This window comes from Methylomonas sp. HYX-M1 (genome assembly GCF_040741385.1).
Lineage (GTDB): Bacteria > Pseudomonadota > Gammaproteobacteria > Methylococcales > Methylomonadaceae > Methylomonas > Methylomonas rhizoryzae.
In genome coordinates this window covers 1,990,446-2,004,625 of sequence record NZ_CP160405.1, presented here as the reverse complement: position 1 = coordinate 2,004,625, position 14,180 = coordinate 1,990,446, and the positions used below count along the sequence as shown (strand labels likewise).

At 46.8% G+C, this 14,180-nt stretch carries 18 protein-coding genes; 4 read left to right on the top strand and 14 right to left on the bottom strand.

The features are described from left to right. Positions 1-6: 6 nt before the first annotated feature. Positions 7-1,092, top strand: coding sequence for a chemotaxis response regulator protein-glutamate methylesterase (locus AB0A83_RS09200; protein WP_150048010.1), 1,086 nt, complete (start codon positions 7-9; stop codon positions 1,090-1,092). A 147-nt stretch (positions 1,093-1,239) separates the two neighbouring features. Here AB0A83_RS09200 and erpA read toward each other — a convergent pair whose 3' ends face one another. The 3 genes from erpA to AB0A83_RS09185 all read right to left on the bottom strand — a co-directional run bounded on the left by erpA (position 1,240) and on the right by AB0A83_RS09185 (position 4,160). Further along, positions 1,240-1,572 carry an iron-sulfur cluster insertion protein ErpA gene (erpA, locus tag AB0A83_RS09195; protein WP_150048009.1) on the bottom strand — a complete coding sequence of 111 codons (333 nt, stop codon included), beginning with the start codon at positions 1,570-1,572 and terminating at the stop codon, positions 1,240-1,242. Between the two features lie 86 nt (positions 1,573-1,658). Continuing rightward, entirely contained in the window at positions 1,659-3,902 is a 2,244-nt protein-coding gene (locus AB0A83_RS09190) for a heavy metal translocating P-type ATPase (protein ID WP_150048008.1), read from the bottom strand. Between the two features lie 48 nt (positions 3,903-3,950). After that, on the bottom strand, positions 3,951-4,160 hold the full coding sequence (locus AB0A83_RS09185) for a heavy-metal-associated domain-containing protein (RefSeq protein ID WP_150048007.1): 210 nt from the start codon (positions 4,158-4,160) through the stop codon (positions 3,951-3,953). Between the two features lie 128 nt (positions 4,161-4,288). On the opposite strand from AB0A83_RS09185, the gene AB0A83_RS09180 reads away from it, so the two are divergent. The 3 genes from AB0A83_RS09180 to mutM are packed head-to-tail and all read left to right on the top strand — an operon-like array spanning position 4,289 to position 6,991. Next, positions 4,289-5,491 carry an EAL and HDOD domain-containing protein gene (locus AB0A83_RS09180; protein ID WP_150048006.1) on the top strand — a complete coding sequence of 401 codons (1,203 nt, stop codon included), beginning with the start codon at positions 4,289-4,291 and terminating at the stop codon, positions 5,489-5,491. 58 nt (positions 5,492-5,549) lie between these two features. After that, the gene (gene hflD / locus AB0A83_RS09175) at positions 5,550-6,173 is read left to right on the top strand and encodes a high frequency lysogenization protein HflD (RefSeq protein WP_150048005.1); all 624 of its coding nucleotides are present in this window, start codon (positions 5,550-5,552) and stop codon (positions 6,171-6,173) included. Between the two features lie 5 nt (positions 6,174-6,178). Further along, on the top strand, positions 6,179-6,991 hold the full coding sequence (gene mutM / locus AB0A83_RS09170; protein WP_367156063.1) for a bifunctional DNA-formamidopyrimidine glycosylase/DNA-(apurinic or apyrimidinic site) lyase: 813 nt from the start codon (positions 6,179-6,181) through the stop codon (positions 6,989-6,991). Between the two features lies 1 nt (position 6,992). On the opposite strand, the gene AB0A83_RS09165 is transcribed toward mutM, so the two are convergent. From AB0A83_RS09165 to AB0A83_RS09115, 11 genes are all read right to left on the bottom strand, one after another. After that, positions 6,993-8,723 carry an ATP-binding SpoIIE family protein phosphatase gene (locus AB0A83_RS09165; RefSeq protein WP_150048003.1) on the bottom strand — a complete coding sequence of 577 codons (1,731 nt, stop codon included), beginning with the start codon at positions 8,721-8,723 and terminating at the stop codon, positions 6,993-6,995. Positions 8,724-8,806: 83 nt separating this feature from the next. Continuing rightward, the gene (locus AB0A83_RS09160; RefSeq protein ID WP_150048002.1) at positions 8,807-9,040 is read right to left on the bottom strand and encodes a TIGR02647 family protein; all 234 of its coding nucleotides are present in this window, start codon (positions 9,038-9,040) and stop codon (positions 8,807-8,809) included. Positions 9,041-9,070: 30 nt separating this feature from the next. Then, complete coding sequence (locus tag AB0A83_RS09155; protein WP_232056831.1) at positions 9,071-9,802, bottom strand: DUF3530 family protein; 732 nt, start codon at positions 9,800-9,802, stop codon at positions 9,071-9,073. 35 nt (positions 9,803-9,837) lie between these two features. Next, complete coding sequence (locus tag AB0A83_RS09150; RefSeq protein ID WP_150048000.1) at positions 9,838-10,920, bottom strand: AI-2E family transporter; 1,083 nt, start codon at positions 10,918-10,920, stop codon at positions 9,838-9,840. Between the two features lie 3 nt (positions 10,921-10,923). Further along, entirely contained in the window at positions 10,924-11,568 is a 645-nt protein-coding gene (locus AB0A83_RS09145) for a DedA family protein (protein WP_150047999.1), read from the bottom strand. Positions 11,569-11,599: 31 nt separating this feature from the next. Beyond that, a complete protein-coding gene (locus AB0A83_RS09140) occupies positions 11,600-11,926 on the bottom strand; it encodes a cold shock domain-containing protein (RefSeq protein ID WP_150047998.1) in 327 nt (108 codons plus the stop codon). A 247-nt stretch (positions 11,927-12,173) separates the two neighbouring features. Continuing rightward, positions 12,174-12,536, bottom strand: a complete 363-nt coding sequence (locus tag AB0A83_RS09135) for a hypothetical protein (protein ID WP_150051896.1) — start codon at positions 12,534-12,536, stop codon at positions 12,174-12,176. A 153-nt stretch (positions 12,537-12,689) separates the two neighbouring features. Next, entirely contained in the window at positions 12,690-13,094 is a 405-nt protein-coding gene (locus AB0A83_RS09130; RefSeq protein ID WP_150047997.1) for a ketosteroid isomerase-related protein, read from the bottom strand. A gap of 66 nt (positions 13,095-13,160) precedes the next feature. After that, a complete protein-coding gene (gene cobO, locus AB0A83_RS09125; RefSeq protein ID WP_150047996.1) occupies positions 13,161-13,697 on the bottom strand; it encodes a cob(I)yrinic acid a,c-diamide adenosyltransferase in 537 nt (178 codons plus the stop codon). A gap of 12 nt (positions 13,698-13,709) precedes the next feature. Further along, a complete protein-coding gene (locus AB0A83_RS09120; RefSeq protein ID WP_150047995.1) occupies positions 13,710-13,976 on the bottom strand; it encodes a SemiSWEET transporter in 267 nt (88 codons plus the stop codon). Continuing rightward, positions 13,976-14,179, bottom strand: coding sequence for a hypothetical protein (locus AB0A83_RS09115; protein WP_367156061.1), 204 nt, complete (start codon positions 14,177-14,179; stop codon positions 13,976-13,978). Before AB0A83_RS09115 ends, AB0A83_RS09120 begins: the two co-directional genes overlap by 1 nt. Between the last annotated feature and the right edge of the window lies 1 nt (position 14,180).

The following is a 14,180-nucleotide window of genomic DNA, read 5'->3' as shown; positions in this document are numbered from 1 at the left end:
TTTGATATGTCGGTACAGAAAATACGAACCTTGATAGTAGATGACTCTGCCGTTGTGCGCCAAGTACTCACGCAAATGTTGGAAAAAACAGAAGCGATTGAAGTCGTTGGAGCGGTATCGGATCCGATATTCGCCATGGCAAAAATGAACCAAGACTGGCCTGACGTTGTAGTTCTCGACGTAGAAATGCCGCGTATGGACGGAATCACTTTTCTTAAAAAAATCATGTCGGTTCGGCCCACTCCTGTGGTTATTTGTTCGACGCTCACTGAAAAAGGCGCGGAAACGACGTTACAAGCGCTCGCAGCAGGTGCCGTAGGAATAGTCACTAAACCCAAAGCAGGGTTAAAAAGCTTTTTAGAGGACGAAGCCAACGACATCATACACGCAATCAAAGCAGCATCATTAACGGATATGCGGCGAATGAAATCACTCACCATGAGTTCCGCCCGCAGCCAGCCCGTTTCGAAACCAAATGATTATCAGGCTGTACAAGCAATGTCCTCCACTACCGATCGAATCGTGGCTATCGGAACCTCCACAGGCGGAACCCAGGCACTGGAAGTTGTACTCACACATTTGTCGCGTATCTGTCCCGGCATCGTCATTGTTCAACACATGCCTGAAAAATTCACGGCTGCTTTCTCCGCTCGTTTAAATTCACTATGCGAAATTGAGGTAAAAGAGGCCGCAAGCGGAGACAGGATAATTCCAGGGCGCGCATTGATCGCTCCAGGCGGACAGCATATGTCGGTAAAACGCAATGGTGCGCAATATATTGTTGATGTGCAAAACGGTCCTTTGGTAAACCGTCATCGACCATCGGTAGATGTGCTGTTTCGTTCAGTCGCAAAATGGGCCGGAAAAAACGCACTCGGCATCATCATGACAGGCATGGGAGATGACGGTGCTCGCGGCTTGAAAGAAATGTATAACATCGGTGCGCAAACTGTAGGTCAGGATGAGCACAGTTGCGTTGTGTACGGCATGCCCAAAGAAGCTGTAAGATTAGGCGCCGTTCAGAGAGAAGTACCGCTAAGTTCTATTGCCGGAATCATAGAAAGCTATGGCAAACAAGATCTCTCCGGTTGATTAAAGCACAGCCGGGCTAACGTGCATGAAAGCTCGGCAAGCGCCCTAGCCAATCAAAAGCATTGATGTGAGAGCAACGCTCCGTCGCGATTCGAAAGGCTATTCGTGACAAGGGCGTCGCTCCTACGATGATTTTCGTAAAATCGATTACGCCGAAAAAGAGGAGCCACAGCCGCAAGTCGTGGTCGCATTCGGGTTTCGAATCACAAATTGCGCTCCGGACAGATCCTCTTTGTAATCAATTTCAGCACCGTTCAAGTACTGTATGCTCATTGAATCGATTAATACGGTTACTCCGCCATTGACAACAAGCGTATCGTCTTCGTTTACCTCTTCATCAAAGGTAAAACCGTATTGAAATCCGGAACATCCCCCACCCGTAATGTAAACTCTCAATTTGAGATTGTCGTTGCCTTCTTCTTGAATCAAACCAGCAACTTTGCTGGCTGCACTGTCGGTAAAAACTATCGGATTAGTCATGTCAATTCTCTAGTGGCCAAATAAAAGCTATTTACCTAGTATTTTAATCAAGAATCCGTCAACTGACTATCTTTCAAAACGTTTTGCTATTCCACCAGTTGAGCCCATCTTAAACGATTGGCATTGCTGACCACGGTAACTGATGACATTGCCATGGCAGCACCGGCTAGCATTGGATTCAGCAGTATGCCGAAAACAGGATATAACAACCCTGCAGCAATCGGAATCCCGACTGTGTTATAAAAAAAGGCACCTAGTAAATTTTGTTTTATATTTTTAACGGCCAACCTTGACAACGCCATCGCTTCCGGTATTCGAAGTAGTGAACCGCGTAATAACACAACGTCAGCGCTTTCGATGGCAACGTCCGTGCCGGTACCGATTGCAAAGCCGACATCCGCTTGTACCAATGCCGGAGCATCGTTAATGCCGTCACCCACCATGCCGACAATTTCTCCGGCAAGTTGCAATTCCCGGACTACCGATGCTTTATCCTTTGGTAACACCTGAGCACGGATTTCTTTTATACCTGCTTGAGCCGCAATGGCATGTGCGGTGACCTGATTGTCACCCGTCACCATCAGTATGCGTATGCCACTGCTCTGCAACTTCGCTATCGCCTCGGCCGAATCGGGTTTGATAGGATCGGCTACCGAAATAATTCCGGCCAGGATATTGTCAACCGACAAAAGCATCGGCGTTTGTCCTAACTCGGCCAGACGCTGAAGTTCTTGCTCGAGCGGAGAATAGTCGAGACCGTGCCGTTCCATTAAAACCGCGTTCCCAAATAAACAATCCTGATTAGCAATCCGGCCGGATATGCCTTGGCCAATCTCTGCATGAAACTTTCGCACTTTATCCGGTTGAATACCTGCAACCTGAGCCGCTGTTAAAATCGCTGCTGCCAGCGGGTGCTCGGAGCCGGATTCCAGGCTGGCAGCGTATTGCAACACTTGAGTCTGAGTAAAACCGTTAATTGCCACGGTTTCCTGCAATACCGGTTTCCCTACAGTCACCGTTCCGGTCTTATCCAATACAACGCAAGTCAACTTTCCGGCAGTTTGTAAGGCTTCGCCTTTCCGAATCAAAATGCCTAGCTGGGCGGCACGTCCTACTGCAACCATCACCGAAATCGGCGTCGCCAGACCTAACGCGCAAGGGCAAGCAATTACCAGTACCGTCATCGATGTGACAAAAGCATATCCCAGCGACGGCTCAGGCCCGACTAACAGCCATGTGATAAAAGTTACGACGGAAATGCAAACGACCACAGGCACAAAAATCGACGAAATCTTGTCTGCCAGCTTTGCCAATGCCGGTTTACTATTTTGAGCCTGGCGTACGCTCTGGATGATTTGCGCTAACGCCGTGTCTCGCCCTATGTGGAGGGCAGTAAACAAAAAGCTGCCGCTTTGATTAATTGTCCCTGCGGAAACATTGCTACCCACGGTTTTCTCCACCGGTAGTGATTCGCCGGTCAACATCGACTCGTCGATGGTTGAATGCCCCTCCGTCACTACCCCGTCAACGGCGACTTTTTCTCCAGGCCTAACCCGTAATGTCTCCCCCAAGCCTACTTGGTCGATAGGAATATCGATTTCCGCACCCTCCCTCAACACGCGAGCAGTCCTTGGCTGCAAACCTATCAACGCTCTAATTGCCGCAGATGTCTTACCTCTAGCCCTAGTCTCCAGAGCACTGCCCAGATTAATGAAAGCCAGGATAGTGGCTGCCGCTTCGAAATAGGCGTGATTGGACAGACTCGGCAGGCTATCTGAATAATCTATGACAATAGTGGAGTAAAACCATGCAGAACCGGTACCCAATGCGATTAAGGTGTCCATATTCGCCTGCTTAACGCGAGCTAACTTCAGTGCCCCGCTGAAAAAATGCCCTCCGCTATACCAAAGGATTACCAGCGTCAGCAAAGATACCCCCCCCCAAAAGCCGCTACTTCCGGCTTTACCGATTTCCGGAAACCAATCAAGATGAGCGCCCAGCATCAAGGGGACACCTAACGCTCCGGCTACCGCGGCTTTTTGCATTAAAGATTTGTAGCGTTGCGCTTCTTGAGCTTCCTCATCGGCAGGATCTTCCAGTCCTTCCATGATTGCGGCATCGTACCCCGCCTGTTTTAAAGCACGTTTCATTTGCGCCGGGTCGGCGGCTCCTGACACGGTCGCGGAATGGTCGGCAAAATTGACATTGACAGCCTCAACCCCCGATACCCCAGCCAATGCATTTTCCACAGCAGCGATACAGCCGGCGCAACGCATGCCTAAGATCGACAATCGCACTTCGGTATCGGCATTATCATTTTTTAAATTCATTCACAACCCTCTGCTAGTCGCGTCAAGAGACCATCCAACATATTCCGGCTATTCTATCGAGAAACCCGCCCTTTCGATCGCGTCCTCTAACGACTCAATACTCAGTTTGGCGGGATCGAACTCGACCTCGACTTTTTTTTCTTGATGTGACGCTTTTACCGCCAACACGCCGTCAATGGCAGATAAGGCTGAAGTCAAGGTGTTTTCGCACCCTCCACATTTCATGCCTCCCACTGCTATAGCTATCGACTCAGTCATATCCATCCTCCAATCATAATGGTTCAAAAATCGCCTCAACCGGCCAGCTTATAGACTATCTTTCGCTGTGCATGATATAAGGCAGACATTCTCCATCATAGTTCAACGCACTTGGTTAAGTAAACCCAATGACGGACTTCCTAATCGGCCGCCAGCAAATACTCGATAAAAACCTGAATACCTACGCTTACGAAATTCTATTCCGCGGCAATGACTTCGATTTATCTCAAAAAGACGGCGCCACATCGGCTACCAACCAGGTAATTACAGATTTGCTATTAGAAATAGGCCTAAAAGACCTGGTCGGTCCACACTTGGCCTTTATTAATTTTACAGAACAAAATATTCTGGATAAAACTCCATTAAAACTACCAAAAAACCGGATAGTAATAGAAGTACTGGAGAACGTTGTTATCGATTCCGCCTTAATTTCAAACTTAAGGGAACTATCGCAACAAGGCTATGTTATTGCCCTAGACGACTTTGAATTGACTCAAGAATGGCTACCCATTTTAGAATTTTGCAATATCGTTAAAATTGACGTTCTTGCAAACGGATTAAACAAGTCGCACGAACTTATCGAGAAGCTAAAGCCCTATAAACTGAAATTGCTTGCCGAAAAAATCGAAACGCATGAAGAGTTTAATCTATTACGTAACTGGGGTTGCGAATTATTTCAAGGCTTTTTCTTCAGCAAGCCGCATATTGTCGAAGGCAAGCGTTTAAGCGTAAGCCAAACTTCAGCCATTCAATTGCTAAACGCCATTAACAGACCCAATGTCGGTTTCGATGAAATTAGCAAAATTATCACTATCGATGCAGGCTTAACTTATAAACTGCTGCACTACATAAATTCAGCATCATTTGCCCTTCCTAATAAAATAAAATCCATACAACAAGCATTAACGATATTAGGATTAAAAGAAATAAAACGCTGGGTTAATATTTTAACTTTGTCTGCCATGTCGGCAAAACCGACATCGGTATTACAAAATATCTTGATAAGAGCCAAAATGTGCGAATTGCTAGCACTGGAACTGAATCAGGAGCCTGAAACCTTTTTTTTAGTCGGCTTACTCTCCGGCTTGGATAGCATATTGGACATGTCCTTGGAGAAAGTTTTAGAGCAACTACCTATATCGGAACCGATCACTCAAGCAATATTGGTCAAATCCGGTCATGCCGGTGCAGCCCTGGACTACGCTTTAGCCTATGAACGCTGGAACGATGTAGAGCCGAGATTTCACTCCATACCGCCACAACGTATCGCGGCGATCTATCTGGAAGCGGTACAATGGTGGGCCAATCAAATCTATCCGCTATTACATTGACCGCTATAGCCGATAGTATTTACTCCGTTCGAAACTCCACCTTTCTTGTTTATAGTTCATGCCGTTAAAATCGCTTTCCAACCAAACTATTGCCCTAGCCGGAATTGCTCAGGCTTGCTCGTTAGTTAGACAACTCGCCACCACAGGTAATTCGGATAATGCCGCCACTATCTCTAGCATATCCAGTATCCTCAAAATCGATGCCGACAGCGTAGTAGACGTGTTCGGCGGGCTCACCGGAGTAAAGCACGGTCTGGAACAATTAGAGATTCAACTGACTAGCCGTATGGTAGCTAACCCGGAACAAGCCCGCTATGCAGCACAACTGCTACATTTACAAAAACAACTGGGGCAAAATCCTGACATGCTGCAACACATCCGTTCCGGCGTCTTGAAAGCCCAAGCACAAGCGGAACAATTCGGTATCATGCACGAAAATGTCCTGGCCAATTTGGCAGACTTGTATCACGCTACTATCAGCACCTTGCCCCCCCGCATCATGATCAATGGCGATCACCAATACTTAAGCAACCAAACCACGGTCAATAAAATTCGCACGTTATTACTAGCCGGAATTCGTTCCGCCTTGTTGTGGCGTCAATGCGGCGGCAGTCGCTGGCATTTTTTGTTTGCCCGACAAAAGTTACAACTCGAAGCCCGCAATTTGTTGACTCAAATTTAATAAGCATGCCTGAACTACCGGAAGTCGAAACCACTAGACTGGGCATTTTGCCGCACGTCACCACGAAACGCTTCAAACACATTGAGATACGCCAACATCAACTCCGCTGGCCGGTGCCTGCTGAATTGCCGGATTTACTGAGCAATGCGACATTGCATGAAATAACTCGTCGCGGAAAATATTTGCTTTTCAACACCGAAGCCGGAACCATGCTGCTGCATCTAGGCATGTCGGGTAATCTGCGAATTACTCAAGCCGATTGCACGGTTGGCAAACACGACCACATTGACTTCGTTTTCGACGACGGCACCGTGTTACGTTTTAACGATCAGCGTCGATTTGGCGCCGTGCTCTGGACAACCGCGCCTGACACACACCCTTTGCTAGCCGAACTGGGTCCGGAACCTTTATCTGCAGATTTTAACGTAACCTATTTATACAAGCGCCTAAACAACCGGCAAGTGCCGTTGAAAAGCGCGATCATGGACGCCAAGCTCGTCGTCGGCGTTGGTAACATCTATGCGAACGAAGCATTGTTTCATGCGGGGTTAAATCCCAACCGCGCTGCCGGCACACTATCGGAGCAAGAATGCTTAGTGCTGATCGACTCAATTCAATCCGTACTTCGACAAGCGATTCAACAGGGCGGAACGACACTCAGAGATTTTTTAAACGCCCAAGGCAAACCCGGATATTTTCAACAATCCTTATCCGTATACGGCCGTCAGGGTTTGGCGTGTCCGGTTTGCTCGGAACCGGTACGCCATGTCAAGATAGGCCAGCGGGCAAGTTACTATTGCCCGCGTTGCCAGTCTTGAATTAATGGCTATTTTTCCAATCGAAAACCGCCGTAACCCGATTACCGCGGCCGTGAAACGTCACTTCACTACATAGCGCTTCGACCAGTTTAACGCCTCTGCCACTAAACCCCATGTTCTCATCCAAAGCCGGATGGGAGCGAGTTTTCCAATCGAAGCCATCGCCGCTATCGACAACTTTTATCGTCAACCGTCCCCCGTTTTCTCTAGGCACATGGTTAAAGGACATCTTTATCCAGCCGGTTTCCTTTTCATGCAAGCGCCGTTCTTTTAATTGATAGTACTCTAAAAAACCATCCGGAGACTTTTTAGTCCCGGAATTTAACTTTAATAAGCCGTGATCTAAAGCGTTGGCAAACAATTCGCTGACGATGATAAATATCGCCTGCCTATATTGCTGCAAACATTGAATATCGATTAACGAATTAACAAAAATCGGAACAGGATTAACGCTACGTAATGTCTTAATATCAAACATCATGCTTTCTTGCCACCGTAAAGGCTCAATATGTTTGGAGGCAATCTCGCATTCCGGCTGTATCCAGGGAACTTGGTCAACAATGCAGCACAATTGCACCAACGAAATATCGTCCGACTGCTGCGATCCCAGCGTGTATTCCTTCAAACTAGTCTGCAACGCATCCAAACCATTATCAGGATTCGTAGTGAGTGCATTTAAAACGCGTTGCGAGCCGAATTGCTCGGCACATTGATTGCGGGCTTCAAAAACGCCATCGGTCAGCAAATACAATCTGTGGTTATTGGTCACGCTAAAATTTTTAACCACAAATTGCTGTTCTTCTAAAATTCCTAAAGGAACATTTTTCGACTTTATTTTAATATAGCTCGCGTCAAGAGTATTAATTAAATAATGTTCCGGCAAACCACAGGAAATCACACTCAATACCTTAGATTCCGGATACAACGCAACCGCGGATGCCGCCAAAAACATATTGGCCGGCAACATTTTGCATAATTTGCTGTTAATCGATTGTACGATAGCCAGCAAGTCGAATCCTTTGCGCGACATTCCGTAAAAAATATCGGCCACAGGGGTAGCACCTATCGATGCGGAAAATCCATGTCCGGTGAAATCGCCCAGCAACAGATAAAGATTGTTATCCGGGGTTTTTTCCACCATCAAAACATCCCCGTTAAATAAAGACATCGGAGAAATAATGGACTTTACCGATGAAGTATTGAAATAGTTGCTTTGCAATATATTGCTAAATATTTTTGCAGCGATTTCCTGTTCTTGGGAAAACTGCGGTTTTTGCCCTTCTCTCTCCAGCTGCTGAGGATTATTGAGCCGGAGATTTCCAGCCAGCCTTAGCGCACTCTCCAAACTCAGCAGCAGCATTTCCTTATGAAACGGAAATGCAAGTACATTTTCAATGCCGGCGCAACGATAAGCAGCCAATTTAATATCATCAGGATCGTTAACAATGGCAACAACCGGTAGGTAATAGCTTAGACTTTTTCGAATGAACGGAATTAATTCGGCTAGATTTCGCTCGGCTAAAATTAATAAAATACTTACCGAAGCAATTTCTGCAATTGAAATATCGATTTTTTTAACGTTTGTAACGACCTTGCACTGGTACCCACATTTAGAAATAAATTCAATTGTTTGAATATTACCCTTACCCCAGTCGTCGACTAATAGCAAGACTTGCACAGTCGATTCAAGCTCTGATAGGTTATATTCCATTCCAGTAGGCCAAGCATGCATTGTAGGAATTCATGTAAATTCCATATTTTCTGTATATATTCTACGATTGACAGGGCGAGCAGAAGAGAAGGCGGATTTTATTATCAATTACTTAAGATATCGATAGCTTTTTGAATACATTCAACAGCCTCGATACCCGAATCGGTTAAATATCCGCCATCTTTCTGAGTAATCAAATTTTTATGCCAAAGCCGTTCCGCGGCGGCAATCATGTCCGGATCTGCATCACTATGCACCTTTATCCCCTCCTGAATAGAGGCGAGATTGAACAAGGTTAAAAGACGAAGTTCGTCGAGGATTTCATGATTTAAGGACATGATTAAATTCCAATGCTATATATTGAAGAATTAATTTATATTAGTTTTCAACCAGCTAAGCACTCTTTTGACTAACAACTGCGTGTCTTCCTTATAAGAGTGATCCAAGCCATCCAAGCGAATTTGCCAATACGCGGGGTTTTCCCGTGCCAAGACGCGACGCTGTCTGGCCGAGTAGAGCACGGCAGGCAAATCGAATTCCGCATAGATGTCCAAAAACGGTAACGCAAACCGTTGCAGAAATTCCTGCACGTTTGTTTGCGGCTGCGCAGCATCGGGCAAGCCTAAACTAATCGCTATTAAAGCCGACACGCCTTTAGCCGAAACCGTTAAAGAATAGGCCGCCATGTTCGCTCCCAAACCGTATCCAACGATAGCGATATTTTTTGCGCCACGCTCGCGCAGATAAGCCAATCCGGCTTGGATGCGGGCATTGGCCTCGTCAAACAGCGGATAGTATTCCTCCGCTCCCGCGCCTATTTCTCGTAGCGGCATCTGCACCGACAAGGACGCAAAACCGTGCAGGGGTAACTCGGTACGCAATAAATGAACGACCTGTTTTCTATCCGGATGTTGACCAATATCGTGCAATATCAAAACCGCATATGCGTTATCGGTTTTTTCCGCGTCAAGAAATAACCCTAAAAACTTATGGTCAAGCGCTGTCAGCCATACCACCTGCTCTATGGGCAAAATTTGCTGTATTTCGCCGGCGTAATCAAGCTCCCGAATACTATCGCCAGCCCATGCAAAGGCGGACACACAATACAAGAATAAAAGGCGTGAACGCCAAAAACTCACAAATAAGAGGAACCACCGCTATAGAAATCGCTGTAGGTGTAGTGTTTATGAGCATGACGCAACAACACCATTATGATCGACGCAAGCGGCAATGCTATCAATATTCCAAAAAAGCCGAACACCTGCCCGCCCGCTAAAACTGCGAATATCACCGCAACTGGATGGAGCCCGATTTTATTGCCTACCAGCCACGGCGTCAGCAGCATGCCTTCCATGCTCTGACCGATGGCAAAGACCGCAAGAACCCAGAACCAATGAAACACATCTTGAAATTGCAGTAACGCGGCAATCGATGCACTAATAATTCCTACAACCGCCCCCATATACGGCACGAAACTGATCAAGCCGGCCGTTAAGCCTATAGGTAATGCCAAATCCAAACCCACCCCCCATAAGCCGGCACTGTAAATACCTGCCAATGAGAGCATCACGTAAAATTGGCCGCGCAAAAATGCGCCCAATACGTTGTCGGCCTCCCTAGCCAACAAAGCCACTACGGAAGCCGAACGGCGCGGGAACAAATCGTGTACGCCCGCAACCAATACATCCCAATCGCGTAACAAATAAAACGTAATGACGGGTATAAGAATCAAATTCATTACCCAGCCGATCACAATGACGCCGGAATGAGAAACGGATTGTAATATACTCTGGGATACCGCCTCGCCGTCTTGCCAATATCCACGCACCAAATTCAATAATTGATCAATTTTGATGGGCCTTATGCCTTTACCCAAATATTTTTGTAAAATAGGAACAATAGACTGATTGAACCAATGTAAATAAGACGGCAATTTTTGAATGAATATTTCAATTTGATATTCGACGGTAGGCACTATAATCAAAAACAGCGTTGTCGCAGCGGCAAAAATTGCGACGAATACCAATAAAACCGCTGTTGTTCGGTTTAAGCGAAAGCCTCGATACTGTATTACCTCCAAACGATCCACCCACGGATCGCCAAGATAGGCCAAAACTGCGGAAACGGCAAACGGAGTTAAAATCGGCATCAATAAGTAAATCAAGCCGCATAAACCTATTGCCAATGCAATCAACAACCATTTTTGTGAGTCGCTCACGCTTCACCCCGATTCGGAAGCCGATTCTCGCCGCGATTTTATAATTTCCAATATTATAGGTAATATCGAAACCAACACTATAGCCAATATAGCCAATTCAAAATTTTGCTTGACTACCGGGATATTACCGAACCAATATCCGGCAATACTACATATGGATACCCAAGCAGCGCCGCCGATAATATTGTAGACAATGAAATAACCGTACGACATTCGGCCGATACCTGCGACGAATGGCGCAAACGTACGGATTACCGGCACAAAGCGAGCCAACACGATAGTCTTTCCACCATAGGTATCATAGAAAGCCTGGGCCTGGTCTAAATGTTTACGGTCTATCCAGCCTATATCGTAAGCTTTTCTGCCCAAGCTTCGACCGATGGCATAATTCAGTGTATCCCCGGCAATGGCAGCCAACGACAACAAACCTATCAACCAACCGAGCTCCAACGAACTGATGGAAACAAACGCGCCGGCCGCAAATAACAAAGAATCTCCTGGAAGAAACGGCATGACCACCAAACCGGTTTCGATGAAGATGACAATGAATAATATCGCGTAGGTCAAATTTCCGTATTCGCTTATGATATTAGCCAGATGTCTATCAATATGAATTAAAATATCGAATATGAATTGCAATAAATCCATGGGTAGTCCAAAACCATAATAGTGAGTAGTTCTAATAGAACAAATGCAAAGCGGCGACAGCAGCGCTCAACATGCCAAGAATAATAGCGACTATCCATAGCCATTTTTTCGACGCCTTAGTCGGCGTTCGCAACGTGTCCACACCTAAAATACGCGCATTGACCGCCTTGAACTTACCCCCGGCATCCGGGCCAACTTGGTACAGTATGACGTCGCCCTTAACCGGTCTTCTGGCCATGCCTTTCAATGCGGAGATATGGACGAAAATATCTTTGTCACCGTCCTCGGGCTGAATGAAGCCAAAGCCTCTATCGTCCTTCCAAGCTTTTAGCACACCTTTTTGAAAATTATCCGACATACCTTGCTCCATAAGTTCAGGCACCCGTGCCCCAAACATTCGCTTGGCGGCAATGACATAACCGCCCCGCGCCGTTTAGAAATCGAAAAATGAATTGATACGAACCGCCACTGCGATCTTTTCGAATCCGGCATCCAGCGTCCGGAAGAGTGACTAAATTTTGTCGCCGAAGACAGGCTATCTGCAACGCAGATCTTATCGATCGAGAGGATAGGCGTTCCAAGTATCAATGGAACGCCGGGATACATTAGAATTTTTTATCGATCAACACTTTGCCGTCGATCACCAATTTAGACACGCCGCCTAACTGCTGATGAAGAGTGCAAGTTGCGGTTTTGAAATTATCGCCCTGTTCGCCGGTCCATTCCAAAGTCACGTAGGTTTCTTTATCGGTATCGGTTTTGCTTGGAAAGAATACCTGCGAACCGGTTTTATTCTGTATCAGTTTCGGGCATTTTTGATTGGCCATTTCCTGCATGGCCACCAATGTCCGAATCTGGGAAGCGGCCTCTTTTTGTTCGTTAGATTGCTCTTTACTGGCCCCAACCAACAAGAAACCGACTACAAATACTCCGACAACGGCAATCACTAACTTCTGCGTTTCACTCATTGTTTTCTGCGTTTCACTCATTGTTGCTCTCCTCTTATAGTTGTTATGTTCGGCCTATCCGAAAAGTCGCGGGCCGGATTCTATGCCAGATTCGCGCCATCGGCAACGAATGATCCTAGCCCCGCGGAACTCCGAGCGAAACGACAGCTTAGGTTATGACTCCACCTGAGCAACCCAATCGCCAAGATTGTAATAGTTGGTAACCCGTGCAACTTTGCCGTCGCGTATGTCGAAAAATGCACCGGCAGGCAAACGGTATGTCTGGCCGTTCGCTTCCGGCAAGCCTTCGTCGGTATTCAAATATTCGCCTAACACTACAAATTCCGCAGCTGCTCGGCTACCGTCCTCGTTAGCCATGACGACCATATCGACCAGCTGCTCGCGGTAGTGATGGTTCATTTTGTCCATAAACTTGGCAAACGCTTCCTTACCTTGTTCGCGCGATCCTTGATTGATGTCGTGCACCACGTCATCGGTCAACAAACTTAAGAAAGTATCCATGTCGCCATTGTTGAAGGCTTGATAATATTTCTCGATTAGTTGTTTAGCTTGCTGCATGCTTACGCTCGTACCATAAGGTTTAAAAGGACGCAGATTCTGCCAGAATCGCCAAAATTTTTCAGCCTAAAATTCGATGCCCTGTTCGGCTTTGATACCCGCTTGAAATGCATGTTTGACTGCCTGCATTTCCGTTACGGTATCGGCGACCGCCACTACTTCCGCCGCCACGTTCCGGCCGGTCAGAATCAAATGCAGCCAATGCGGCTTTTCGTCACGGATGAAATCGGCAATTTCCTGGCCGCTGATCCATCCGTATCCGCAGCAATAATTGATTTCGTCCAACACCACTAAATCATAACGCCCGGAAGTAATCTTTTGCTTGCTGAATTCCCAGATTTCCCGGCTGGTTTTAATGTCTTGTTCCGGATTTTGGGTATCCCAGGTAAAGCCGTCGCCTAAGGCGTGCCATTCGATGTTATCGAAGCGTTGCGCCGCATTATGTTCGCCGGTTTGCCATTGGCCTTTAATGAATTGAATCACGCAGACCTGCATACCCCAGCCGGCCGCTCTGAACGCCACGCCGAACGCGCTGGACGACTTGCCCTTACCTGCGCCGGTATTGACCAACACTACGCCGTGCCGCCGCTCTCTCGTTTTCATTTTAATCAGGCCTCAACGGCGAAAATGGTTTTGGATTTTAACGGCCAAGATCGTGGCCGCCAGTAAAAAGGTAACCGCGTTCGCGCAAATAATCGCCGTATCGCGTAAAAATATGCCGTAAATCAGCCATAGAAACACGCCCAAAGTAAATAATCCGTACATGCCGAACGATAAAGACTCGGTATCGCGCGTTTTCAAGGTTAATACGGCTTGGGGTACGAACGATACAGTCGTTAAAATCGCCGCCAGATAACCCACCAAATCGGGAACAATCCCCATCAAACGCCCACGCCTCCAATACGGTGCATTAAAAAATATCCTGCGGCAAGCAACAAAAGCTGTAAAAAAGTCAGCAACCAGAAATAGCCGACGAACATCATGACTCGCACCGGCTTGTCTTGTTGTTTGTTTCCAACCATTAACCAACCGGCAGTTGCCGATATTGCCAAAACGGCGAGCAAGCCTAAAAGCGCCAGATGCATA